The 25,255-nt window shown below is 40.0% G+C and carries 18 protein-coding genes; 2 read left to right on the forward strand and 16 right to left on the reverse strand.

Annotated elements, in window-relative coordinates:
* Positions 1-5: 5 nt before the first annotated feature.
* The 12 genes from J2S11_RS16545 to J2S11_RS16600 form a co-directional block, all read right to left on the reverse strand.
* Positions 6-686 carry a DUF4166 domain-containing protein gene (locus J2S11_RS16545; RefSeq protein ID WP_307396385.1) on the reverse strand — a complete coding sequence of 227 codons (681 nt, stop codon included), beginning with the start codon at positions 684-686 and terminating at the stop codon, positions 6-8.
* A gap of 1 nt (position 687) precedes the next feature.
* Complete coding sequence (locus tag J2S11_RS16550) at positions 688-1,593, reverse strand: DoxX-like family protein (RefSeq protein WP_307396386.1); 906 nt, start codon at positions 1,591-1,593, stop codon at positions 688-690.
* 195 nt (positions 1,594-1,788) lie between these two features.
* Positions 1,789-3,276, reverse strand: a complete 1,488-nt coding sequence (locus J2S11_RS16555) for an alpha-N-arabinofuranosidase (protein WP_307396388.1) — start codon at positions 3,274-3,276, stop codon at positions 1,789-1,791.
* A gap of 120 nt (positions 3,277-3,396) precedes the next feature.
* Positions 3,397-5,565, reverse strand: a complete 2,169-nt coding sequence (locus J2S11_RS16560) for an alpha-glucuronidase family glycosyl hydrolase (RefSeq protein ID WP_307396390.1) — start codon at positions 5,563-5,565, stop codon at positions 3,397-3,399.
* 43 nt (positions 5,566-5,608) lie between these two features.
* Positions 5,609-7,720: a glycoside hydrolase family 52 protein gene (locus J2S11_RS16565; protein WP_307396392.1), complete on the reverse strand. Its 2,112-nt coding sequence runs from the start codon at positions 7,718-7,720 to the stop codon at positions 5,609-5,611.
* Positions 7,721-7,785: 65 nt separating this feature from the next.
* Positions 7,786-8,721, reverse strand: coding sequence for a carbohydrate ABC transporter permease (locus J2S11_RS16570; RefSeq protein WP_307396394.1), 936 nt, complete (start codon positions 8,719-8,721; stop codon positions 7,786-7,788).
* Positions 8,722-8,732: 11 nt separating this feature from the next.
* A complete protein-coding gene (locus tag J2S11_RS16575; RefSeq protein WP_370875554.1) occupies positions 8,733-9,731 on the reverse strand; it encodes an ABC transporter permease in 999 nt (332 codons plus the stop codon).
* Between the two features lie 95 nt (positions 9,732-9,826).
* A complete protein-coding gene (locus tag J2S11_RS16580) occupies positions 9,827-11,530 on the reverse strand; it encodes an ABC transporter substrate-binding protein (protein WP_307396396.1) in 1,704 nt (567 codons plus the stop codon).
* 276 nt (positions 11,531-11,806) lie between these two features.
* Positions 11,807-13,573 (reverse strand): sensor histidine kinase, encoded by a 1,767-nt coding sequence (locus J2S11_RS16585; protein WP_307396397.1) that lies wholly within the window; start codon positions 13,571-13,573, stop codon positions 11,807-11,809.
* A gap of 12 nt (positions 13,574-13,585) precedes the next feature.
* Positions 13,586-15,187: a response regulator transcription factor gene (locus J2S11_RS16590; protein ID WP_307396399.1), complete on the reverse strand. Its 1,602-nt coding sequence runs from the start codon at positions 15,185-15,187 to the stop codon at positions 13,586-13,588.
* 209 nt (positions 15,188-15,396) lie between these two features.
* Positions 15,397-16,026 carry a YesL family protein gene (locus J2S11_RS16595; protein WP_307396401.1) on the reverse strand — a complete coding sequence of 210 codons (630 nt, stop codon included), beginning with the start codon at positions 16,024-16,026 and terminating at the stop codon, positions 15,397-15,399.
* A gap of 29 nt (positions 16,027-16,055) precedes the next feature.
* The gene (locus J2S11_RS16600) at positions 16,056-16,640 is read right to left on the reverse strand and encodes a hypothetical protein (RefSeq protein WP_307396403.1); all 585 of its coding nucleotides are present in this window, start codon (positions 16,638-16,640) and stop codon (positions 16,056-16,058) included.
* A gap of 251 nt (positions 16,641-16,891) precedes the next feature.
* Here J2S11_RS16600 and J2S11_RS16605 point away from each other — a divergent pair, with 251 nt between their 5' ends.
* Both J2S11_RS16605 and J2S11_RS16610 read left to right on the forward strand, forming a co-directional pair.
* Positions 16,892-18,403, forward strand: coding sequence for a GH39 family glycosyl hydrolase (locus tag J2S11_RS16605; protein WP_307396405.1), 1,512 nt, complete (start codon positions 16,892-16,894; stop codon positions 18,401-18,403).
* Between the two features lie 37 nt (positions 18,404-18,440).
* The gene (locus J2S11_RS16610) at positions 18,441-19,592 is read left to right on the forward strand and encodes a family 8 glycosyl hydrolase (RefSeq protein WP_307396407.1); all 1,152 of its coding nucleotides are present in this window, start codon (positions 18,441-18,443) and stop codon (positions 19,590-19,592) included.
* A 521-nt stretch (positions 19,593-20,113) separates the two neighbouring features.
* Here the strand turns inward: J2S11_RS16610 and J2S11_RS16615 are convergent.
* From J2S11_RS16615 to J2S11_RS16630, 4 genes are read right to left on the reverse strand one after another with little or no spacing between them, the layout of a single operon-like run.
* Positions 20,114-21,256, reverse strand: coding sequence for a sugar ABC transporter substrate-binding protein (locus tag J2S11_RS16615; protein WP_307396409.1), 1,143 nt, complete (start codon positions 21,254-21,256; stop codon positions 20,114-20,116).
* Between the two features lie 13 nt (positions 21,257-21,269).
* Complete coding sequence (locus J2S11_RS16620) at positions 21,270-22,805, reverse strand: response regulator (protein WP_307396410.1); 1,536 nt, start codon at positions 22,803-22,805, stop codon at positions 21,270-21,272.
* Complete coding sequence (locus J2S11_RS16625) at positions 22,780-24,246, reverse strand: sensor histidine kinase (RefSeq protein WP_307396412.1); 1,467 nt, start codon at positions 24,244-24,246, stop codon at positions 22,780-22,782. The genes J2S11_RS16620 and J2S11_RS16625 overlap by 26 nt, the downstream gene beginning before the upstream one ends.
* A complete protein-coding gene (locus J2S11_RS16630) occupies positions 24,243-25,220 on the reverse strand; it encodes a sugar ABC transporter substrate-binding protein (protein WP_307396414.1) in 978 nt (325 codons plus the stop codon). The genes J2S11_RS16625 and J2S11_RS16630 overlap by 4 nt, the downstream gene beginning before the upstream one ends.
* Between the last annotated feature and the right edge of the window lie 35 nt (positions 25,221-25,255).

Below are 25,255 nucleotides of genomic sequence, written 5' to 3' on the forward strand. Positions count from 1 at the left end.
CTTCTTTACTCCTCTCTATGAAATCGACGCGGTAGCATATAGGAAGGGATGTTAGATGAAGAAATAGATTCAGATTCTACCGTGAATTCTCCTTGGTATCGTATAATCGTTCCGAACCAAGGCTGTTGAACATGGACATCAATAAGAAATAAATCCTTTTGGTCATCATACCTCTCCTCAATAACTCCCTTACCTAGGAATGGAATTGACATAAAACGGTTTAGAAATGGGATAAAAATTCTCTGCTCCTTCGTCAGCATCCTTAGCCCTCCACACTCTGTTACCTCTAATGTAATGTTTGTTAACCAGCTCTGATCAACTCCAACATAGTCATTAATCGTCTTTTTATCTGAGTGAAGAACCATCGTTGCATCAAAGCATCTAGTGATATGTGGAAAGTAAAAGCGACGAATCCAGGCCACTGACTCTCTTCCGTATGGGTCCTTAAAGGCTACATTCTCCATTGTAAAAGGGATGTTTCTACCTCGTTCAGGAAAAGTAATATGCTTTTTTGAAAAAGCACTCATCAAAGGCTTCATAAATACCTTTCCACCTTCAATTCTATGCATAACACCTTTACTTTTAAGAATCCTCTCAGTCTGGCTTTGTAAACGGAACTTTTTTTGTAGTAAGGGATGAAGTCCGTTAAATCGGTTTCCTAGAGCTTGTTCATAAATCGACCTCATCTTAATTCTTTTCCTTCCTCTTACAATTTGAAGCCTTTGGCACAACGGGATCAATACAGATATACATAACCGAAAAGCCCAAGAGTAATAGATTTAAGGTTAAAGGGTTAAAAGGCGCGAACCATACTTCAACGTTAGCTACTCCGCTAACTATAGTTAGAAGAACTAAAGCGCCAATCTGAACAACATACATCCACCGTTTACTCCAAAACAGTAACAATAAGCCAAAAGCAATCTCTACAAGACCAAGTGCATACAAGGTTCGAAGCTCATAGCTCCCACCTAATCCTGCCTGTTGTAAAAGCTGAAGCTCCCCAAATTCAGGATACAAAATCTTTGGAATTAGACCCTGATAGAGCCAAACAAAAGCCACAATTAATCTTATCAGCCAGTGAACTAGAGTGAGACGAATTGACGATAAAGGGGGTAAGCCGCGCTCTAGCCATAAACGTAAGCAATCAAAGCTCCAAGCCGTTGCCCAGCCCATTAAAGGACGAAAAACAAAATAATCGAAGAATCCTCCTCCTATACCAAATCTAGTTTGATAATCATACTTGGTTTTAAAGAGGATGCCCTGAGACGTGGGTTTATATTGCCAATAGCCTCTTCCCACTGAAATAAGAGATAGCTTCTGGTCACTCCAAAATTTCAACGAAGACGTACGCTCTCCTTCCTTACCTTTAAGTTCCTTGATGCTTTCTCCTTCACCTGCTATTGAAGCACCAAACCCAATTTTTGTTTTGTATAAAAAGCGTTGAGGATCTTCATCATGCTTCTTAGGGAGATAATGAATCTCACTAAACCTTAAATCCCATTTCTCATGATACTCAGGTAGCTGTGTATACATCCAAAGCTTATCCATATCTGCTTTAATAAGGCTTTCTACATAGATAGATTCTCGTTTCATAGCCTTCACCTGAGCTTTCCTTCTCTTTTCTTTCATTCTCTACTATATTTGTGTCTATACATAAACATTATACCACATAAACCTTCCCCACATTTAGATAATACTTCCACAAATACAACAAACCATCCATATGTTTTTATGAATGGTTTGATCGTATATGTGTGTAGTTTGATATAACAAATGGTGTGCTATACTTCAATTTATACAGAGTGTAACTATTGACCTTGGTGGAATACTCAGTTCAACATAATTCTCGTGAACGATATATTGATCAAACTCCTTTACTGTAACAGCATTAGGTTGATCAAATGTGTTATGGGCATCTAAGCTTTCTCCAGATAAGATCGTTGCAGTTAACGCTTCAAGATCCTGATGTAACCCTTTAAACTCTAAATCCACCTTTGTTTCATTCTGGTGATGAAGATGACAAACACTAACATGAATTCGCCCATCTTCACTTTTCGACGCTGTTACACTTACCGCTTCAAGCTCAAGCTCGAACTCCTCAATCTTCTCGACAACTGACTCCACCGATAAATATGTGGCGTCCTGATGAACCTGATACATATCAAATACATGATAGGTAGGGGTGACTATCATCTTTTCACCATCCGTTAGGATCATGGCCTGTAAGACATTCACCATTTGAGCGATATTCGCCATTTGCACACGAGTACAATGCTTATGAAATATGTGAAAATGAAGCGCCGCAGTTAACGCATCACGTATTGAATTTTGCTGATAAAGGAATCCAGGATTAGTTCCGAGCTCTACATCATACCAATTACCCCATTCGTCAATGATCATTCCAACACGCTTTTCAGGATCATATTTATCCATAATCGCCGAATGCTGTGTAATCAATTCATCCATAAAAAATGTTTTGTGTAGACCAAAATACCATTCCTCCACAGAGAAATTAGTGGCTGATCCCTTCACCTTGAAGAAATCGCCTGGTGACGTATAATGATGTAAGCTCAGTCCGTCCATGTAGGAGACAGCTTCCCTCATTAATACTTCAGTCCAATGATAATCAACGGAGTTCGCTCCACCAGCAATTTTATATATCTTATTCTCCCCATACTTACGCACATAGGTCTGATACCTGCGGTACAAATCCGCATAGTACTCGGCTTTCATATTACCACCACAGCCCCAGCTTTCATTCCCTACTCCGAAATAAGGTAGCTTCCACGCTCTATCTCTACCATTTTCCTTTCTCCAATTAGCCATTGGTGATTCGCCATCCAAAGTCATATACTCAACCCACTCAGACATTTCCTGTATTGTGCCACTTCCTACATTTCCACATATATACGGCTCAGCCTCTAGAAGCTCACATAATAGCATAAACTCATGTGTACCAAAATGATTATTCTCGACCACCCCGCCCCAATGTGTATTAATCATTCTCTTTCTCGCTTCCTTTGGACCCACCCCATCCTGCCAGTGATATTCATCAGCAAAGCAGCCGCCTGGCCAACGCAAAACAGGAATATTTAACTTTTGTAGGGCCTTGAGCACATCCTGACGTATCCCTTGAATATGGGGAATAGAAGCCTCCTCCCCAACCCAGATACCTTCATATATACACCGACCTAAGTGCTCAGCAAAATGCCCATAGATATTTTTATTAATCTTCCCTTTCTCAATGTCAGTATGAACTGTAATCTTGTTATCCATGTTTCCCCTCATTTCATAAGGATAATAGATTATCTTAACGCAAACTCTAGCTTTCTTTAGTACCTTTCTCTTTCACATTAGATTTAAGAGTATACTTATTAAAGGCTATCCAATCCACATTCAATAAATTAATCTATTTTGCGTATCGGCGATCCCAGATTTTCGATAAAAATACGAATTGATCCGATCACACCATTCTTTCGCGTGCTCCGATTGCTCTATCAATCTACCTTTCACATGTTCGAAGATTACTGGTTCAATCTTGTCTTCAAGAGTCAACCACTGAACTAAGAGCTGATGAGCACATTCCGCCCCTTCAAAATGAGTATCATAGATATGCTGGATCACTGTTTTACCCGAGTGAAGAACATGCGTGTAAGACACATGATGGAAAAATAACAGCAATTCATCAGGACAGGAACCTAATGCCTCGAAGAGCTGTGCATTTTCGGTATGATACTGTTCTGTGTAACCAGTTCCATTCTTCTTTGTTCTGTTAACCCCAACTCCCTGATGATCAGCATAGTGATACGTTCCCCAGACAGAGTACTCGTATCCGTCTACATTTGGACCATAATGATGCTCTGGATTGACCATCCAACCTACACCAAGTGGAGAAGTATACTGTTCATAGATGCTCCACGAATCTAGTAGCATTTGCTTGATCAGTTGAACAGCATATTTATCAGCTGTTAGAGTTAAACGAATCCACTCATCAGCAATAGTCTCTGAAGATAAGGTCGTATTCCATATGAGCCGACCATAGCCATATAAGTTAGCTTGGGCAAGCGTATGCCCCGTCCAGTTGGAATCAGCACCAACATTAGCTACGGCTGTAATTCCACTGTACCTGTACCCATACGTGTCTCCGGACATAATATCTTGTACTAGAGTTCCCTTTCCCTTTGCATACGTATCAAAACCTAGGATTTCCTTCCACTGTGGTAGTAAATAGCAGACATGCTTTTGCTGACCCGTATATTCCTGAGTGATCTGAAATTCAAGGATCTGATTTGTGTTTGGCATCGATCCAAATAAAGGAGATACAGGCTCTCGAACCTGAAAATCCATTGGTCCATTTTTTATTTGTAGTACCACATTATCAGCAAACTGACCATCTAGTGGCTGAAAATGATCATAAGCGGCTCTCGCTCGATCTGTCCTCCGATCCCTCCAATCCTGCATACAATTGTAAACAAAGCAGCGCCACAGTACGATTCCACCGTAGGGCCTGAGGGCTTCTGCCAGCATATTAGCCCCATCCGCATGTGTCCTGTTATAGGTAAAAGGACCAGGACGATGCTCAGAATCCGCTTTAACTAAAACACCTCCGAAATCTGGAATAACATCATAAACCTCTTTTATTTTTTCCTTCCACCATAGCTTTACCCTCTCATCTAATGGATCAGCTGTGTCCAAGTCCCCAAGCTGAATGGGACTAGCATAATTGATACTTAGAAAAAGCTGAACGCCATAACGGCGAAATATGCTAGCTACCTGACCAACTTCTGCTAGATATTCGGATGTTATCAGCTTTGTTTCAACAGCATGAACATTCACATTGTTGATAGTAATAGCATTAATACCTACTGAGCTTAGCAATCTAGCATAATCCTTAATACGCCCCTTATCCGCTACAAACCGATTTCTTTCAAAAAAAATAGACTGACCAGCATATCCCCGTTCAATACTACCGTCCATATTATCCCAATGATTCAGCATTCTAAGCTGATTTTTAGGTGACTCTACAATCTTTAAGCCATCTAAGCTTTGCTCCATTTGAACTAGCCTTAACAGATGAAAAGCTGCATAGAGCAATCCACTCTCAGAGTTTGCCAATAAAAGCAACCCCTTTTTCCCTCGAAATAGAAAGCTTTCTAACACATATCCGTCTGTGCTCTTCTGTCTTTTTTTTAGCGCCTCTATTTCATCCATGGATACCCTTATATCCTGTTCGGGCACAGGATTTTGTAATTCAGTAGCCCTTGAAGCCATCCGTTCATCTGACAAAGCTGCCTCTATTTGTTCAAAGGTGGCAAGCCAAATAAAACCATCTAGCTTAACCTCTGCATCAATAGAGGGCTTAGTCCCCACCATTTGCTTAATCCCCTGCTCTAGCTCCTTAACTGCAGAGCTCAAAATAGAGGATTCATCTACTAAACCCGCAGCGCTCCCCTCTTTCATCAAGACAATCTGTGTAAACAACTGATTGTATTCCTTTAAGCGCTCCTGATCTTGGACTAAATGATAGCGAAGCCATCCTTGATCCCAGCATTTCTCAAGCTGCATATCTTTTAAGCCTCCCTCTCATGCCGACTTAAATTCATAGCCCTCATCCTTCTTCAAGCCACAAAATACTTGTTACACCACGAGGGTAATACTTGCTCCCACTAATCTCTCCACTTATAATCTGATCACTCCAGCTCCATACAGATAAAGTAGGGTGTGTAAGCCAAGCAACATGCGCTGCATCCGCTCTTACTCCTTTTTCATCCCAAGGAACCCCGAGAATTTGACGAGCAATAAATTGAGATAAATAGATTTTACTTAACCATGAGTTGTTACTCGTTGAGGAAATTTTCCAGCCTCCATCTGGAAATAAGCAAACCCTCTCCTGTAAAACAGTATGAAGATGCTTTTCAAGCACCTGTATATATGAGCCAAATTTACCCTCCCGGTGCAAAGCCTCCAAGTTATTTGTAAAATAAGGAAAAATTAATCCTTCGATAGCCGGGATGATCTTTGAATCGTTTCCTTCCCCAATAACAGCCGGAATGTACCCGTCCTCTGTCACATGAGATACGATTGTTTGGACACATTTTTCAGCCTGCTCACCTGCAAGCTTCGCCAGTTCAGGTCGATCATAATTTTTGAACAGCTTTTCCAAAGCAACATAAGCAGCCCAGCACTTTCCCGCCAAATAGATATTGTTCCTAGCTTGACCAAGAGAGACATCTAAGCTGTCATACGTTGTGATTTCTGCTCCACCCATGGTTCGGCTACTATCTAGGCCCATGATTCCATTACGATGCTCAGGCTTAGGGTGATCTCGATTAACCATACTCTCAAGACACTGTTCAAAAACGCTCATACGCTTCTCTAGCCACTCTTCATCCCTTGTTTGCTCCACATATACAGCACCACATAATACCCAATTCACAAGCTGTTCCTGTGTCATATGGGAAAAACAACCCGAAATTCCATACAGCTCATACGCTGAATAACCCGCTCTAGAAAACGTATTTGCTACACCCATATCGTGGGTAAAGCTAATTCCACCAGGATACTCCTTCTCCTCGCCAGGAAAGCGAACATGATCCGTATAGCTGTACCTTGTAACAAACAAATCTAACACATTTTTCACTGTCCAGGGGTTCATCTTCATCTCATAGAAGAGCTGATCGACCGTCAGATCAAACGTATTCATCATCCGATATTCTCCCTCATTTATCACCCATAGAGGTTGACCATCCTGTTCTAGCAACTGAGAACAACCGTAATAGCTTCGTATTGAATGGGCCAGCATAAAATGCTGATCCTCAGATAAAGCTGGAGAACTGAGCTCCTTATTGGCCCGTTCAGAAAGCCCTTTTAATTTAGCAAAATGCTCAAGAGCAAAGTCACCAACCTGTTCAATACTGCTAAAATATTTCGTATACAGATAGCGTGTACTAAGACCTACTGTTGCCGTCTCCGAGCGAAAGAAGCACAACGCAAAGCGATACGTTTTACAGCTTCCAGCTGGAGTGTCCATAATCATAGCAGCTGTCCGTCCTAAGCCAAACGTCCAATTTTCTTCAAGCTTATTTAATAGAATATCCTCTAAGCTAAAATGCAGCGCTGATTTCACATTCGTATCTAATGAAGCAATCGCTGTAAGTCCTCCTTGCCCAACTCCTCTCAAATGCTCTGAAGTATCATCAAGCCTTCTCATAGCGCTATAAGGATCTGTGCCCTCATACCCGAAAAAACCGCGCCGTGCTTCCATCCCCTCTGTATTATCTACTGTAATCTCCACTAAAACAGCAGGTACAATCGCCAGCTTAAGCTTCTCCTCATCCGCCTCCTGTGGATCTGGAATCTTCTGAACAGGTGAATAAATGGTGAAGGTTAAATCACCTGCCTTCCATGTATCAGTGGCTACATTGAACTCTCTTATTATTGAGCTGTCAGGAAAAGGAACAAGAATCTCTGGTTTATTTGGATCAGGGTCAGGATTCTCAATATCAAAGCGCTGTGCCTCATTGCCCTGTACTCCATGATAAAAAGGTAGAGTTTGATACACCCCCTTCTCCTTACTCTCCAACCCAATATACACATTCTGCTTTGGAGACCTCCCTAGCTCTAAATCAAACCCACCACCTGCGCCAGGGAATCCCAAGGTAAAGCTAGCAAATGCTCCAATAGGAGCATGATGAGCATTAAAAAACATATTTTTAGGCATTTCTCTACCCCCTCTTTTTTCCAATCCGCTTCCATTTCTCATTCCTCTATATTCATCTATCCTTACTATCCTTTGACTCCACCTAAGGTTAACCCCTTTACAAAGTACTTTTGTAAAAAAGGATAGACCATAATAATCGGAACGCTCACCACAATTGTCATAGCTGCCCGTATTGATGTTGGTGTAACGATATTAGCTCCTCCGCCCTGGCCAGAGGCAAACACATCTGCTGCTGACCTTGCAGTCAACGAAGCGTTGGAATTTTGTAGAATTTTCATCAGTTCATATTGCAGCGTACTTAAATGTGGTTGAGCAGAGTTATAAAGAAACACATCAAACCATGAATTCCATTGAAATACAGCCACAAAGAGAGATACCGTAGCAATAACGGGTAGACTTAAGGGAAGGGCAATTTTAAAAAACATCGTCCACTCACCAGCCCCATCAATTCGTGCTGATTCAAAAATACTCTCTGGTAACCCATCAATAAAGGAGCGTATTACAATTAGATTAAAAACTCCTATAATCCCGGGAATTACATAGATCCAAAATGTCCCGATTAAGTTTAATTCACGCATTAATAAATAAGTCGGTATCAAGCCACCATTAAAGTACATCGTTAACACAAAGGCAATTGTCATAAACCTACGCAGAACAAAATATTGCCTGCTAATTGTATAAGCCACCATTGCTGTACAAAACACAGAGAGTGCTGTTCCAATAACGGTCCTTAATATAGAAATCAATCCAGCTTGTAGGATAGCTGCCTCACCAAATACATGCTGATAGTTGTACCACGTAAACTCTCTTGGGATAAGCCCAATTCCGCCTCTAATCGAGTCATTAGCGTCATTAAGAGATATAGCAAGTGTATTTAACAGCGGGTAAAGCATCACCGTACAAAGGAAGATCATAAACAGAGTATTAATCGTATCGAAGATAACATCATCCCATGATTTCCGCCTTCCGAAGCGTCCTAGTAGATTTGGGCTTAGCTTCATGCTCTCCCTCCTTAGAATAATCTGGCTTGACCTAATCGCTTAGCTATTGAGTTGGCAGCGAATAGAAAGATAAAGCTAACTACAGTCTTAAAAATTCCAGCTGCTGTAGCGAGAGAAAAGTTCCCCATCGAAATCCCATATCTCAATACGAATATATCCAGGTTTTCTGCGTAATCCATATTCATAGGATTCATAAGAAGATATTGAGCCTCAAAGCCAGATTCCAGAATGTAACCCATGTTCATGATTAACAGGATGACAATAACTGGTCTCATTCCTGGTAACGTAATATACCAAATTCGCTGCAGTCTTGAAGCCCCATCAATTTCAGCCGCTTTATATTGCTCAGAATCAATCATAGCGATGGCAGCTAAATAAATAATTGTATTCCAGCCAACATTTTTCCAAACGTCTGAAACGCCTATAATCCCCCAGAAATATTCTCCTATTCCTAGCCAGACAATAGGCTCTTTAATCAGACCTAAGTTGACGAGAAGAACATTTACGATACCGTTCTCCAAGGAAAGGGCATAAGAAACAATACTTGCTGCAACCACCCAAGAGAGAAAATGAGGCATGTAGCTGATCGTCTGGACGATCTTTTTAAAACGAAGCTTCCGTATTTCATTAATTAACAGCGCTAAACCAATCGCTGTAACAAAGCCTAATACTAAATTAATCATACTCATCCCCAGAGTGTTTCGTAGCACCCGATAAAAGGAGGGATCAGTAAATAAAAATCTAAAATGCTCAAGTCCGGCCCATTCCTGCTCTAAAATAGGGCGTGCTGGACGAAAGTCCTGAAACGCCATGGACCAACCATATAGAGGTACATACTTAAACACAAACAACCAGATAAGAAATGGGACACTCATCAATAGCAGCATTTTTTGCTCCGACAGTCTTTTAAGGAAAAGCTTAAAGCCCTTTGGCCTCTGTGGAGGTATAGACTGCAAGGGTATTGGTTTTATTGTTTTTGGTGTTAGTGTTGAAGGTGTCTGATTGGACATTCCACCTCTCCTCCTATCCAGCTTGACATAGAAATGTTTGAAAAAAGAGGACGTGAGCAGCTACATCATTAGTCACGTCCCATCTTTATCTAGCTTTATTGTCCAGAAGCTTGATCAATCCTCTGTTTAACCACGTCTGTCATTAAGCTCTCAAACGCTTCAATGTCTAGCTTATTGTATTCTGTTACAAAAGCCTCCCACTCCTGTTCAAAATCGGCTGGTGAAGCAAGTACAATCCGCGGAAAATGTCTCTTCTTCAAATCATCACTACGTTGCTCAAAGATCTGAGCAGCTGAGCCTTGCTCAATATTGGCACTCCAGGCAGGGAACCAAGGACGCTCATCTGGTTCAGCAAACAAATCAGCAAACACATCAAGCCCATACATCCCAAGGATATCTAAATCTCCTTCTCTATATGCCGCTCTAGCGACCTCAGCCTGTCTTCTAGGCTCCACAGCGTTTCCGTCTGAGAATTGTCCGTTAAGACGTGGCCAATTCCATTCGAAATACCACATTCCCAGATCTTCTTTGACACTGCGATCTTCAAGTAAAGCGATTTGATCATTCGTCCGATAGAAACGTCCATCATCCCCAACCTCATAATGCTCACCTTCAAAGCCCCACATAATAAGACGTTGATTCTCTTCCTTGATCATATTGTCAAAGTATTGAATAATACGTTCAGGGTTATCGGCACTTACCGTAATTCCGACTCCACGATTACTTATAAACGCTGGTGGATCCAAATACTGATCCTTTTCCGTTTCTTCAAACACGATTGGAAGGGCCATGTAGCGATGATCATCATTCCCCGCTAACAAAAGGTTGTCGAAGGCTTGGTTGACCTGCCAGCCGTAATCGAAGAAGCCTAGGACACGACCAGATGTAAGCTTGGCTAAGTATTCATCATAGTTCGCTACGAACGCCTCACGATCGAACAATCCTTTACTATTTAACTCATTGAGCTTCTGCAAGTATCGCTTGGTATACTCTGAATTGGCGTATACTTTCGCTTCAAACGTATCCATATCGACAATGACATCCCCATCATTCGGATAGCCTGCTAAATGCATAGGTGGATTTGCTAGAGCAAAGAATCTCCAATCATACGTTAAAGCTGTAAAACCGATAGTGTTGCTTCCGTCACGTTGAGGATACAAGGCGTGATACTCCTCAATCAGGTCAAAGTACTCTTCAAATGTCGTAATTTCAGGATAACCGAACTCCTTAAGTACACTACGCTGTATCCAGAACGCCCCTTGATCAATGTTAGGGTTTGGAATATAGTCATGTGTGGCTCCAAAAGGAATGTAATAGATCTTTCCATCCTCCTGCCTCATTAAATCCAGATAAGGTCCATAGGCCTCTAAGATGTTTGGACCGTATTCTTCTAGTAGATCATCGAGGGGGATAAATGCACCAGCATCTAGAAGAATATCAATAGCTACATCAGGGCTGATCATATCTGGATACTGTCCACTAGCTACCATTGTTCCAATTCTCGTGTTCACATCACCAACGATATGTTCCACTCGAAAGTTAACACCCGTTTGCTCCTCAAATAACTTTCCAATCCTCGTTTGGTTCGTATCAATATCCTTTCCAGGTGTTTGTGCATTAAAGAAGGTATAGGTTACTGGTGAAGTATCATACTCACTAGCTTCATTTCCCTCACTCTCATCTGTTTCAGTTTCACGTACCGTCTCCTCCTGTGTACTGCTTTCATCACTTGAGCAGCCCACAAGCACTAACATAAAAACAAGTGATAGAATGAAAAACATCGTTTTTCTTTTAAACAAAGTGACATCCCCTCTCTTTATTTATTACATCCATTTTCCCTGTAAGCACTTTCAATTCATCATTCATGAAAGCACTTTCATTATAGCCCCTATACGAATCTTTGGTTACCCATTAAACTATAGCTTCAACTTAGAAAATTATAGATTTAATTTTCAGATATTATTTTCAGCTTGTCCTCCAGCTAAAATTGCTCAGATCATTAAAGCTGACTTCAAAGGAGCCTTTCGTTCCACTCACCTAGTGGTATAAAAGGCTCCTCTTTACTAATTGATCCCCTAATTCGATCTTCTGTCTAACCCTTTTCTTTGCTGCCTAGGTAGACGAATATGTATAGTCGTCCCATTTTCATTACTATCAATCCTTAGATCAAAATCATTCTGATAATAGAGCTTCAAACGATAATACACATTTTGTATCCCTATATGATCACCCATAGATTCATCGTTGTATAGGTTGTGGAGAAGCTCCTCGAGCCTTTCATTAGTCATCCCAACGCCGTTATCCTTTAATATAAATAACAGCTCCCCTTCTTTTAATTCTACTTGTATTTGAATCTTCCCATTTCCTTTTAAAGGCTCGATCCCATGTATACTCGCGTTTTCAATGAAAGGCAAGAAGGTCATATTAGGGATCATAAACGAGTACGCCTCTTCATCCACAATCATTTCATAGCTAAGCTTATCATCAAAGCGATATTGTTGAATCTCCAGGAAGCACTCAATCAAATGAAGCTCCTCTTGGACAGTCACCCAATCCTTATCCCAAGAGATAGAGTTGCGGAAGATTTTAGCCATATTATGAATAATTTTAGCTGTTTCATGCTCATCCTTAATTAGACTGCGCATCCGAATAGTCTCTAACGCATTAAATAAGAAGTGCGGTTTAATCTGACTCTTTAAGGCACTCAGCTGTGCTTGTTTCTTTTGCAAATCTAGCTCCTTTTTTTGAATGTTAGCGATATACACCTCATTAATAAGCCGATGAATCGTTTGTGACATACGATTAAATTCCTGTGTGAGTTCACCAATCTCATCTTTGTCTCCATGGTAGGGAATACTCTCAAAGCTCTGCTTTTTCATCCTTCGCATATACTCAACAATTCGAGACAAGCGGCTCGTGAGTGACCTAGAAATCCAGACTATAATAAGAGTTGGAATAAGGAAATTCAAGCTGGTTAGTAAGACCATAAATCTTCTTGACCCATGAAGCTCATCTAGAATCTCTGACTCCGTTATGACACCTTTAATCTTCCAATCCTTTAAATAGTTTTGAGCTAAATGCTTATCCTCTACTAACAAAGTATCCTCAGCAAGCGTAATATCTGACATGGGGGTAACTTCTCTTTCCCAATCCACACTCTGGTCGGTCGTATACTCGACATGTCCTTGTCCATTAATCAAATATACATTCCCTTGGAACGTTACGTTTTCAAAGATTTGCTCTAGCATATCTGGGTTAAAATCTATTTTCAAGATTTTCTGGTGACTTTGATAGGAATGGAAAAAATCAAGCTCCCACACAACACTCAAAACACCTCTCATCCCACCCGTGGATGTACGAATTACGAATGGATGTGACACTTTACTAAGCTCCTGGTACCAAGCTGTTTGCTGCACTGAATCCGTAATAGGATGTACGCCTCCAGAAAAAATCATGCTCGAATTGTCTGTATAAAACGCTATCGACTGAATCGCTGGATTAAGTGTTCGGTAACGATTTAGTGTGCGTAAATGAAGATTATACGCTTCCACATATTCAATACTGCTTTCATATTCGGTATCAAAAAAATCATAAAGCAAGCTATCAGTATAAAAAGTGGTAGACACCTCAATGGCATTCCCAACCACGTGAAGAAAATCATTTGAGATCTGATCCAAGATTAAAGAAACATCATTAATCTTTTGCTGCTTAATATCGCTTGTAGTCATGTGATAGAAGATAATATTCGTTAAAACAATAGGCAAAAAAACAGAGAGAACATACAAGATGATCAGCTTATTTCTCAATTTAACATGATTAAAGCCCAATCTAACGTCCAACATAGCTCCTTAACCCTACTCCTTGCTTTTTTGCAAAAGCTGATTTCTATACTCGGTAGGGGTAGTTTGATTTATTTTCTCAAACTGAGTGACAAAATAATCAGTACTTCCAAAGCCCACTTCCTTAGCAATCTCATAAACCCTTTTATTGGTTTGCCGCAGGAGCTTCTTTGCTTGATCTATCCGAAGGTTTAATAGGAACTCCTTAAAATACATGCCGTACGTCTTTTTGAATAACTGCCCCATATATACTGGATTCATATAAAAAGTTTGAGCAATTTTCTTTAAGCTAATATTGTGATGATAATTCATTTCTACATATTTTTTAATTTTATGGATGTCTCCCTTAAGCTTTTCCTTACGCAGCTCCTGAATAACCTCTGCTACCTCAAGAGCAAAGTTTGTAAACAGATGCTTTAGTGTCAAGGCTGTAACATTATAGCCTTCCCATTGCAGCATAACAGCTTTAGTTTTAAACAGCATTTCTTCTCCATCCATACTGCGTACTGTTTTTATCAATCCATGTATACAGCGATTAATAGATGTTTTAATAGATTTAGGAGCGAAGCTCTTTTGCTGAAATTCAATAAATATTTGCTCGATCATGCTCTTAATCTCAGCGGCATTGTTTTCTTCAATCTGCTCCATCAGACCCATAGTTAATCTATGGTCTAGCTCATTATAAATAACAGAATGCTGGTTGACCTCTGTATATAGCAGAGTATTCGACGTATCGATGTATTTGTAATCTCTAATTCGATTTACAGATTCAATAGATTCCTTCCAAACTGATAAGCTTTGTACTGGCTTTCCTACATATACCGTGCATTTTTGCTTTAGGTCTTCATCCATTCTCTGGACAATTCTAGTAGATAGTGACTCGATCCTCCCATGGTACGCTGATAAATGCTTTGAAGTGATAAGTAAACCAAAGGCATGGTCTGAAAGCTCATGTAAGGCAAAAATAGTGTGAGGAGATAGAAGTTTTTTTAAAATTGGACAGATTTGTTTCTTCCCTATGTGGTTCTTTTTCAGCTCTATATTTTGCTGATCAGGTAAAACGTCATTAAGCTCAATAAGCACATAGTACAGCTCAGAGCATTGCTTAAGATCAAGGATTTTTTCCCAATCGTCCATCTGCTTATCATCTAACGTATCTAGAACGATTTCCTTAAACAAATGCTCTGTAAATACCTCCTTCTGCGGCTGCTCCACTTGTGTACCGAAGCGTACTTTTTGCTTGTGTCGCTTTATCGTAAGCTTTGATAAACTCTTTTGCAGCTCATCCTTATCGATAGGCTTTAAAATGTAGTCTAACACACCGTACCGTACAGCCTTTTGGGCATAGGCAAAATCATTATGACCACTTACAATGATAAAATTCGTTTGCAGCTCCAAATTTTCTTTTATTTCTCGAATAAGCTCTAATCCGTCTACCACTGGCATCTTAATATCTGTGATTACTAGATCAGGAGCAGCTTGCTTGATAAAATGAATCGCTTCCTCTCCATTCGTAGCTTCCCCGCATACCTCATAGCCGCATTTCTCCCAATCAATTAAGCTGCGTAATCCCATCCGCACAAATTTTTCATCATCCACTAAAAGCACTTTATTCATAGGAAACACCTTCCCTAGCTTATTTTGCAAGCGTTTTCAGAAAAGAAGAAAATGATTATGTGCCCCGTACAGACCTCTATTAAACTAAGTATACGGACTTTTTCTAGCTTTAAAACCCAAAGTTATAAACGTGTTACCCCATAAACTATAGATGTTTTGTTGTTTTTTATCTCATCTGTCATTACGCTTAGATCCTTACAAACATTCGCTTAATTTATGTTTTGTTCCTTCATTTTTTCCTTTTTACTCTCAATATTTTTTATAGCTAATAGACCTACATGCATCAAAACAAGCCCTACCGCAGATACACTGAAGAACGGAATGAGACCTGGTATCCAGAGAAATAGAAGGACGAATAATATAAGTGCTACAAACATCGTGATCGTTAGCACTGGATTCACCACACCTATAATAAAGGCACTTTTAAAATATTGAAGGAAAGGCAGCCTGTAATGTACGTACACAGGGATAATGTAACAAAGAGTTACAGAATAAATCATACCTGCCACGAAAAGGCCGACAAGCAAAATAGTATGGATTATGCCTTCCACACTAGCTAAAAAGAGAAAGTCTACATACAAAACAAAACCTACGACAATAAACACTAGAGCAAATTTATTTGCTGTCATAAACTCTTGTTTAAAACAATCTAGAAACGTTCGAAAAATAGGGACCTCCGTCTCTCCCATTAGCCATTTGCGCACAACGGTAAATAAACCAATCGTAGCCGGCATAAAGCCGAATACACCAAGACCCGCCACTGTAAAAAGCAACCAAAGTATATTAATATATGCCATTCTCATAATCCATTCACATATGCGATAAAAGCCACTTGCCATCAACTAAACCCCTTTTCACCTATCTATTATTATTTAATTGCTCCTAGAATACGTATGACCTCATCAATATGTTGACTCCGCTGAATGACTACGGCAGCCAGTGCTTCCGTTGGTTCAATGCCGAACTCCTGTATCAGCCATGAATCCTGATGAATTGGAATAGCGTATAGGTTACGTTCGCCTGTGTCTTCATCAATCAAGATAAATGGCTCTAGTCCCTCATCTAATACATCTTCTACAGCTTGCTGGTCCAGTTCACTATGTTCCGCTTGAAGAAGGGAATTAAGTGGAGCTAGGCCGTAAGGATCAAGAACGATCGGTAATAGGGATTGATCTACAATGTACATATCCGTATCACCCGCCATAATTTCAATCGTTACTTTCTCAAAGGAAACGGGATACATTTGAACCTTGATCTCCTTTTCAAATTCGTTCCCAAGTACTTGTGTAGATCGTTGTATCATTTTTTCCTGCATGGCCCTTTCAAGCTGTGCAGGAATCTCGCTCAAAAACATGATATCTATTTGCTCCGCTTTACCGTTTCTTCCTCCGCAGGAAGCTAGTAAAAGGATTAGTATTCCTAGCAAAAGAACATAACTTAACTTTTTATACATGGTGACCTTCAGCCCCTATGTTAAGTTTGGTAGGACTATCAGACTCATTCCTTCCCTTTTCATCATACACGCAACGTCCTTGGAATTAAAGACCATAAACTATAGTTTCTGTCTAAAAGATCTAAGCATGTTTAGCATTTTTACACGCTCTGTCACAATTTCTTTATTTTTTATAGTAGGTCCTTTACTTTTCTTGATTTTAGGGAAGTTTGATTTGAGCTATAATGAAAAAAAATTTGGGGAGGAGTTTGATGGAAACAATTATAGTTGGAAAGCAAGCTCAAGGGAAGTACCGAAAGAATTGGAAGGTGTGTATAGGTACAGGGAGACTAGGTCTTGCACTGCAAAAAGAGTATCAGGATCATTTGCGTCTGCTTCAAGAACAGATAGGCTTTTCCTATATAAGAGGGCATGGACTTTTACATGATGATGTTGGTATCTATCGAGAGTTTGAAACAGCTGATGGTCATGCAAAGCCCTTCTATAACTTTACATACATTGATAGAATCTTTGATTCCTATTTAGAGCTAGGAATCCGACCATTTGTAGAGATTGGGTTTATGCCTAAGCTGCTAGCTTCTGGAGAGCAAACGATTTTCTATTGGAAGGGAAATGTCACTCCGCCAAAGGATTATAGCAAATGGAAGGACTTAGTTCAGGCTATTGTCACTCATTTTATTGCACGCTACGGAGAAGAGGAAGTCTTAAGATGGCCTTTTGAAATTTGGAACGAGCCCAATCTGATCAATTTTTGGCAGGACGCCGATCAAGCGGAATATTTTAAATTGTATCTAGTGACTGCACAGGCGATTAAAGAAGTGCATCCTAGTATACAAGTTGGTGGTCCAGCGATATGTGGTGGGTCTGATCATTGGATTACCGATTTCCTATTGTTTTGCAAAAATGAAAGCGCTCCCGTAGATTTTGTCACCCGACACGCCTATACTTCAGCTAAACCGCACAAGACTACACCTGAATTAGTTTATCAAGAGCTGAATAATAACACGAGTATGCTAGAGGAGTTTAAACAGGTTAGGGAAATGATTCAAGCCTCTCCCTTCCCCGACCTTCCTTTTCATATAACGGAATATAATACGTCCTATAGTCCAATAAACCCCATCCATGACACTACATTAAATGCAGCCTATCTAGCTAGAACATTAAGTGAAGCCAGTGATTACGTTGATTCCCTCTCCTACTGGACATTCAGTGATGTTTTTGAGGAGCTAGACGTCCCAAAGGCACAGTTTCATGGAGGGTTCGGACTGATCGCTTTAAATGGAATCTTGAAGCCTACTTTTCACCTGTTCCGTTTCTTTAATTCTTTAGGTGAAGAACTCCTATATCGCGATGAAAATATAATTGTAACACGTAAGCCTGATGGCTCCATTGCTCTAGTCATTTGGAATCTTGTCATAGAAAAAGGAGATGACTTCAATAAAGAGGTTACCATAACCCTCCCCTTAGAATTCAGGGATGTATTTATAAAAAGAGATACGATTGATGAAATACATGCGAACCCCTGGCGAGTTTGGAAGGAGTTGGGCAGGCCACGTTTTCCAAGCCAGCAGCAGATTCAAATGCTACGGCAGGTTGCAGAGCCTCACGTTAGAACCCTTAGGAAAACGACAGAAAATGAAACACTCAGCTTAACTCTTACATTGTCCAAAAATGAGGTAAGTCTCATTGAATTCATTCCTGTTTATGAAGAAGCACAGCCTTACATTGACCTAGATGATAGCCAAATGACTTCATATAGCTAGACTTATGTAGCCATACTTCTAATTTGGAGGATTGAACATGACTAGTCAAAAACAAGGAGCTTTCTATACCGGTAGATACCGTAACGTATTCAAAGAGCACGGCTACTCTGAGGATGATATCAATGATCGAGTTCAGAAGACATGGAAGGATATTTTCTATGGTGATCAGAAAACAACCTTTTATTATCCAGTCGGGGAAAATAAAGCATATATTTTGGATACAGGAAATCTGGATGTACGTACAGAGGGAATGTCCTACGGAATGATGATGGCTGTTCAACTTAATAAAAAGGAAGAGTTTGACCGATTATGGACATGGGCTAGGGAGCATATGTATGTTACTTTTGGGGAAAATGCAGGTTATTTTTCTTGGTCATGTGCTCCCGACGGTACAAGAAATTATGATGGACCTGCACCTGATGGAGAAGAATATTTTGCTTTAGCGTTGTTTTTCGCCTCCCATCGTTGGGGCGATGGAGAACATGAGCCTTATGTCTATTCGCATGAAGCCAAAGAGCTACTGAGAACCTGCCTCCATAAAGGAGAAGACAGCATTGGACAGCCGATGTGGGAAAAAGAGAACAAGCTAATTAAGTTCGTACCAAACTGTAGCTTTACTGATCCGTCCTATCATCTTCCACATTTTTACGAGCTTTTCAGCCTTTGGTCGTATCCTGAGGATCGTTCATTTTGGCAGGAGGCTGCTCACGCTAGTAGACGGTATTTACAGAAAGCCTGTCATCCCGTAACTGGCCTAGCTCCTGAGTATGCTTTTTATGATGGTAGCCCTAATCATGTAAATGGATTTGGCCACTTTTATAGCGATTCCTACAGAGTAGCTGCTAATATAGGGCTGGATTATGAATGGTTTAAGAAGGACGAATGGCAGGTTACGGAGGCAAACCGAATTCAAGCCTTTTTTGCTGATAAGGATCCACTGGATTATCGTCGCTATACAATTGAAGGTGACCCCTTTGAAAAAAAATCCCTTCATCCTGTAGGCTTAATTGCCACAAACGCAATGGCTTCATTGGCTGCAACCGGCCCTATAGCTAAAGCCCATGTGGACCTTTTCTGGCAGACTCCTGTTCGCCAAGGAGAACGACGCTACTATGATAATTGCCTTTATCTATTTGCTATGCTAGCACTAAGTGGAAACTATCGGATTTGGATGCCTCAGAAATCTTGATATGAAACTTATTTTACACTAGATTTATTACTTGTTTTTATAATCGTTTTTTACTTGATGTATTCTTAATATAAACTATTTTGAATCGTTAATTAGTATTTATTTCTAGTTCTTAATACAAAACTATTTTTGAATCCTAATCTCAATTTGAAACTCAATATAGGTTAAGATCATAAGCTCGAAAAACTCACATGGATATGTTTTTATAACCACTCTAGCCATCAAAGGTGCCATCAGAAGCCAGATTTCTAAAGTCTAAAGCCGTAGATCTTTGATGGCTAGATGCCTTCTCCTATTCAAAGCTTATAAAGATTACTCGTAAAATTTAGTGCTAATATACACTTATTTTAGCTTTTAAGTAAGAAATTTCAGTAAATAACTGCATCTATACACTTAGTAATTGGAATTCCACGGATATTTTATTATTAAAGAGGATTTTTAGTGTATTTTTGCACTTAATTACCTTTTGAAACCCAAAAAGGCTACAACTAAATGTATTTTTGCAGTTATTTAGTAAGACGTTACCTTCCTCCACTGTAAATATCCTCCTCACTGTGGAAGCCATCGGCAAGGATCGTTTCATCTAGATTAGATCTATTAACAGAGACAGGTGAAAGAAGGACAGATGGAACCATAACTTTACCGTTATTTAATTTTCTTTCAATGTCCAAAACCTCTCCTTTGGCTAGACTTACAGAAAGAGAAGCAACCTCTTCAGCTAGGCTGCCAATGGGCTTGTAGACAGTCATAGTCTGTATCCCTTGGACTATTCTTTGAACGGCAGCTAACTCAGCATCCTGCCCAGCAACCGGGATTTGACCAGCAAGCCCTGCTTCCTCCAACGCTTTCAAGGCCATACCAGCTGTTGCATCATTAGCAGCAATCACCGCATCGATTTGGTTATTATTTGCCTTCAGGGCTTCTTGCATGTTTAAAAAAGCATTACTTGGAAGCCAGTTCGTTGTCCATTGATCATAAACGATGTGAATGTCTCCTTGATCTATAAGAGGCTGGAGCACGTTAAATACTCCTTTTTTAAGCAGATGTGCATTATAATCTGTTTCTGCTCCACCTATATACACATACTTCCCTTCAGGAACTAGCCTAATCATGGCTTCGGCCTGCAGCTCCCCTACCCGCTCATTATCAAATGAAACATACAAATCGATATCTGCATTTTTAATCAATCGATCATAGGAAATGACCTTGATCCCTGCGAGCTGGGCCTTTGTCACAATAGTTGCTGCAGATTCTGCATTGTAAGGAACTATGACTAGAACATCGACTCCTCTATTTATTAACGTTTCAGCCTGGACAACCTGAAGTGCTTCATCTCCGTTTGCCGCTAATATCTCAACTTCTGCCCCGAGTTGCTCTACCGCCTTTTTAAATAAATCACGATCCTTAAGCCATCGTTCCTCCTCTAGCGTGTCCATAGAAAAACCAATCCTAATTTTTTTAGAATCATCTGAAGCAGAACCAGGTGAGAGCGATTCTTCAGAATTAGAGGGAGCTACGTCAACTGCTGAATCCTTTCCTAAGTACATGGCATTGGTAGAAACATTTTCATCAAGGCTTTCCTCATTTGAATTTTTTATACAGCCTATTAATAGGGTGCACAAGGCAACAAATACTATTAGTCCCCATTTCCCCTTGTGAGACATGCTATCTCTCCTCTCAAACCTGCTGACCAAGCATTGTCTTTCGATACTCTTTAGGCGAGATATAGGTCACTTTCTTAAATACCTTACTAAAATAGTTTGGATCATGGTATCCCACTTCGAATGTGATCTCTTTAATGCTTTTTTCAGCGTCTGCTAACAGGCTTTTTGCTTTTTCCATTCTGCATTCTGTTAGAAATTCAATATAGTTTACACCCTGTTTTTCCTTAAACATTTTACTTATATAAATAGGGCTAAGCTGTACTTTTTGAGCTAAAGTATCTAGGGAAATATCCTCTTGTGAATGGTCTATGATATACTGCTTTAACTTATGGAACGTATCAGACTCAAGAAGGGTAATATGTTGTTCGTAGGATTGCTTCATTTTCTGTATCAGTTGATCCGTTTCCCCTCGAAGCTGTCGATAGTCTAGTGGCTGAACCATATATAACGGTGTCACTGTTTCTATTCCGCTCTCACTCATCATTCTGGAGGCTATCCAGAGCAGTTCAAGTATTCGTTGCTGTGCATGTACAATCGCCGTTCTTCCTTTTTCAAAATAGGTTAGTTGGTTCATCACCTGGGTATAAACACGATCCCATTTTCCAAGTCTTATATTGTCCACCAATTCTTTGTGATTAGCTATGTTCTCCTCAAGTCGATCAGGTTGGAAGGAAATATCTTCGTAAAAATGATAGTCCTTCCGAGCATTCATATCAATTGTCGTCATTAATGCCTCCTGATAGGATGTTCTAATATCATCCAATGACTTATAAACTCCCCCTATTCCGATAAACCAATCAGTACTTTCAGTTGTTGCGGGAAGAGAAAGAAAATCTCTTGCCCAGGCACTAGCTTGAGAACGGTAGGAAAACTCATACTGTCTAAAAACGATTATAGGAAGCTGTCGCCCATAAAGCGCACCAACCCAGCCACTCTTCTTCTGTCTTACTTTTTCCTTTATGAGAGAATAGTAGACCTCCGCTCCCTCAGGTAAGTGTAGAACCATCACAAACAGTTCATCGGATGAAGGAATTTCAAGCATATTAATAAGCATATCAACATGAACCTCATGCACGTGGTCAAATAAAAACTGTGTGACAACATCTGTTTCCACAAGGACCTGAGCCTTTTCCCAAACTTCTTGCTGTAATTGGCTTTTTCTATAGTGATCACGCTCCGTTATTATTTGTTCAATCACCTTACCGATTGTACTCACAATTTCACTTGCTTTGCTAGGCTTTAAAATATAATCCTTCACACCGAGCTTAATAGCTGCCTTCATATATTGAAACGTATCATACGCTGTTACCATGATGAATTTAATGGCAGGAAAGTCAGAGCTTATCTTCTCAACAGCTTCAAGCCCTGTCATTCCAGGCATCTTAATATCCATAAGAATTAAGTCTGGTGTAAACTCTGTAGCCAGCTCTATAGCCATTTTACCGTTTTTTGCCTGCTGAATTCGCAGATGGGGAAAGCTTCTTTCTAAAATCGCTTGCATTCCCTGGCGTTCAACCTGTTCATCATCCACAATGAGAAGTTTGATCATCAAGAACAGCTCCTTCTCTTCTTATTATCAGCTTTATGTTTGTTCCCTTATCTTGGACACTCAGTATTTCAATCACATCTTGATAGCCGTAAAATAATCGTAGCCGTTTGACAACATTACTAAAGCCTATGCCCGTAGAATGACCCTCTGTAATAGCTGGAGCTTCTTCATTTATAATCTGCTTTATTTTCTCTTGCGGCATTCCACTTCCATCATCTTCAATTTCTATGATAACGTCATGTCCTTTTTTCCTAACTTTAAACCAAATTGTCCCACCCTCTATCTTAGGCTCCACAGCATGAATGACCGCATTTTCAATAATGGGCTGAAGAGTTAAAGCTGGTATTTTCAGATCAAGGCAGGCTTCATCAATGTCTAAATAAACTTGAAGTCGATCTGTGAATCTTGCTTTTTGAATATCTATATATTGCTTTAGCACATTAATTTCGTCTCTTAAAGTAACAGATCTATTCTGCTGCTTTAAATTATAGCGGAGAATACCCGCAACACTTACAAGAAGATCACTGGTTTCTTCGGCCCCATCTAGATAAGCTTTTTTAGAAAGTGTATTTAATGTGTTAAATAGGAAGTGTGGATGAATTTGACTCTGAAGGCTGCGAAACTGACTTTCTTGCAAAAGCAGTTTACTCTCCTGTAGCTCACGCTCTAGAGCTGCTTTATGCTTAATTTCTGAAATAAGATTATTGATATTAATTCGCATACGATCAAACGTTTTAGCCAAAAACTCAATCTCGTCTTTAGCCGTCACCTTCACCTGCCGATCAAAGTTTCCTTTAGAAAGCTCATTGGCTGCCTTAGTTAGCTGAAATATTGGACGAGTAATCCCTAATGAAAACCAATAGGTGATAATTAATAAAATTGAGGTTATAAGTAATAGCACCCATATTCCCAATTTAATAACTTCGCCAGATTGCTCCATGATCCCGCGATAAAATAAGCTATACGTGTTTAATTCTATGTCAATTAGAGCTAAAGTCATCTCAGAGATATAGGTGGAGATGTTGTTTGCTTCAGAAAACTCGTGGGCAGAGCTCTCAGTATCTTTTTCAGCTTGAAACAAAATGAATCGATTCGTTGTTTCTACTAGACTATCAATAAGATGCACATAGTTTGTTAAAGTAAAAGCATTATCGCTGTTCCTTAAGGGATACACCCCTTGCTTTGCATGTAAAAGCTTTTCTTTACTTACTTGAAGTTGCTGCAGGCTTGCTGGGTTAGAATCAAGCATAAGTTGATTTAGATCGTTCACAACCAGTTGGCTAGCTCTAGAAACTTCATTCATACTTAGATAGCGTTGAAGGACATCATTGTATTGCTGATGTGTCTTAAAATTATAGTAAGTCAGGGCTAACCAGATGGATGACATAATCAATAAAACAATCGTCGTGAGTGTTAGGATTTTCTTCTGAATGCTTGTCATTCTGCACCATTCACTTTCAATATCTTCAAGTCTGTTAGGTAGCCTTTATGATTTAAAGGAACAGTCTCTCCATTTAACCATTCAACTAGTAGCTGAACACTCCATTCCCCCATTTTTTCGGGTTCCTGTTCAATGACACCATCTATAATTCCTTGTGCCAATAATGATATGGCTTCAGGACCATCATCAAAGGTATAAATAAGAAAAGGATCAAGTTGAGAACGCTTACTTATTTCACTAATCATTATCCCTACATGATTAGCATTGACTGGGATATAAGCATCTGCCTGCGGGAACCTGTTCATGACATCCCGTGTTGCCGCCTTTACTTGATCTCTTGTACTATCTGTTTCCACTTCAATGATCTCTATCTTAGAGTACATGTTAAGTACGCTCTTAATTCCTCTTATACGCTCCCTTTGATAATATTCGCGTTCACGATCATACATAAGTACAACCTGCCCGTCTGAAACCATCTGCTGTATAAGCTCATCAGCAATCAATTGACCTGCCGTATATTGATCCGATCCTACATACGTTCGTCGTAGACTTTCCTCCATCGGCACATCATTGGCTACTGTTATAATTGGAATCCCATGAAAAGAGGCCTTTACTTTTGTCAGCTCTTTAAATTCTGGTGAATCTAAGCCTTGCACAAGGATCCCATTAACCTTTGAGTGAATGGCTACCTCAATATTTTTGAGAAAATCCTCCTTGTTCATTCCATAGCTACCCCAAACCTCTAAGCTGACTCCTTCTATTTCAGCCTGTCTTATAGCTCCTTCTGCCACCTTATCCCAAAATGGCGTTTGTCTATCTTGCGTAATCAGCACTAAGCGATGATTCCCCTCTTCTTCTCCTATAAGCCGAGGCAGCTGATTATCTAACTGAAGGACCTTTTGAGCTGAAGTGAAAGTGAAATGACAGAGTAAAACGACAACTACAACAGCCACAATTATCCCAAGCTTTTGCAAGGATCTATCCCTCCTACATTCATGTTCTACCCACA

The sequence above is a fragment of the Bacillus horti genome, assembly GCF_030813115.1.
Lineage (GTDB): Bacteria > Bacillota > Bacilli > Caldalkalibacillales > JCM-10596 > Bacillus_CH > Bacillus_CH horti.

What these genes read in the sequence shown, in the direction of transcription:
- J2S11_RS16545 (WP_307396385.1), bottom strand. Translation starts at nt 686, where the DNA reads ATGAGGTCGATTTATGAACAAGCTCTAGGAAACCGATTTAACGGACTT.
- J2S11_RS16550 (WP_307396386.1), bottom strand. Translation starts at nt 1,593, where the DNA reads ATGAAACGAGAATCTATCTATGTAGAAAGCCTTATTAAAGCAGATATG.
- J2S11_RS16555 (WP_307396388.1), bottom strand. Translation starts at nt 3,276, where the DNA reads ATGGATAACAAGATTACAGTTCATACTGACATTGAGAAAGGGAAGATT.
- J2S11_RS16560 (WP_307396390.1), bottom strand. Translation starts at nt 5,565, where the DNA reads ATGCAGCTTGAGAAATGCTGGGATCAAGGATGGCTTCGCTATCATTTA.
- J2S11_RS16565 (WP_307396392.1), bottom strand. Translation starts at nt 7,720, where the DNA reads ATGCCTAAAAATATGTTTTTTAATGCTCATCATGCTCCTATTGGAGCA.
- J2S11_RS16570 (WP_307396394.1), bottom strand. Translation starts at nt 8,721, where the DNA reads ATGAAGCTAAGCCCAAATCTACTAGGACGCTTCGGAAGGCGGAAATCA.
- J2S11_RS16575 (WP_370875554.1), bottom strand. Translation starts at nt 9,731, where the DNA reads ATGTCCAATCAGACACCTTCAACACTAACACCAAAAACAATAAAACCA.
- J2S11_RS16585 (WP_307396397.1), bottom strand. Translation starts at nt 13,573, where the DNA reads ATGTTGGACGTTAGATTGGGCTTTAATCATGTTAAATTGAGAAATAAG.
- J2S11_RS16590 (WP_307396399.1), bottom strand. Translation starts at nt 15,187, where the DNA reads ATGAATAAAGTGCTTTTAGTGGATGATGAAAAATTTGTGCGGATGGGA.
- J2S11_RS16595 (WP_307396401.1), bottom strand. Translation starts at nt 16,026, where the DNA reads ATGGCAAGTGGCTTTTATCGCATATGTGAATGGATTATGAGAATGGCA.
- J2S11_RS16600 (WP_307396403.1), bottom strand. Translation starts at nt 16,640, where the DNA reads ATGTATAAAAAGTTAAGTTATGTTCTTTTGCTAGGAATACTAATCCTT.
- J2S11_RS16605 (WP_307396405.1), top strand. Translation starts at nt 16,892, where the DNA reads ATGGAAACAATTATAGTTGGAAAGCAAGCTCAAGGGAAGTACCGAAAG.
- J2S11_RS16610 (WP_307396407.1), top strand. Translation starts at nt 18,441, where the DNA reads ATGACTAGTCAAAAACAAGGAGCTTTCTATACCGGTAGATACCGTAAC.
- J2S11_RS16615 (WP_307396409.1), bottom strand. Translation starts at nt 21,256, where the DNA reads ATGTCTCACAAGGGGAAATGGGGACTAATAGTATTTGTTGCCTTGTGC.
- J2S11_RS16620 (WP_307396410.1), bottom strand. Translation starts at nt 22,805, where the DNA reads ATGATCAAACTTCTCATTGTGGATGATGAACAGGTTGAACGCCAGGGA.
- J2S11_RS16625 (WP_307396412.1), bottom strand. Translation starts at nt 24,246, where the DNA reads ATGACAAGCATTCAGAAGAAAATCCTAACACTCACGACGATTGTTTTA.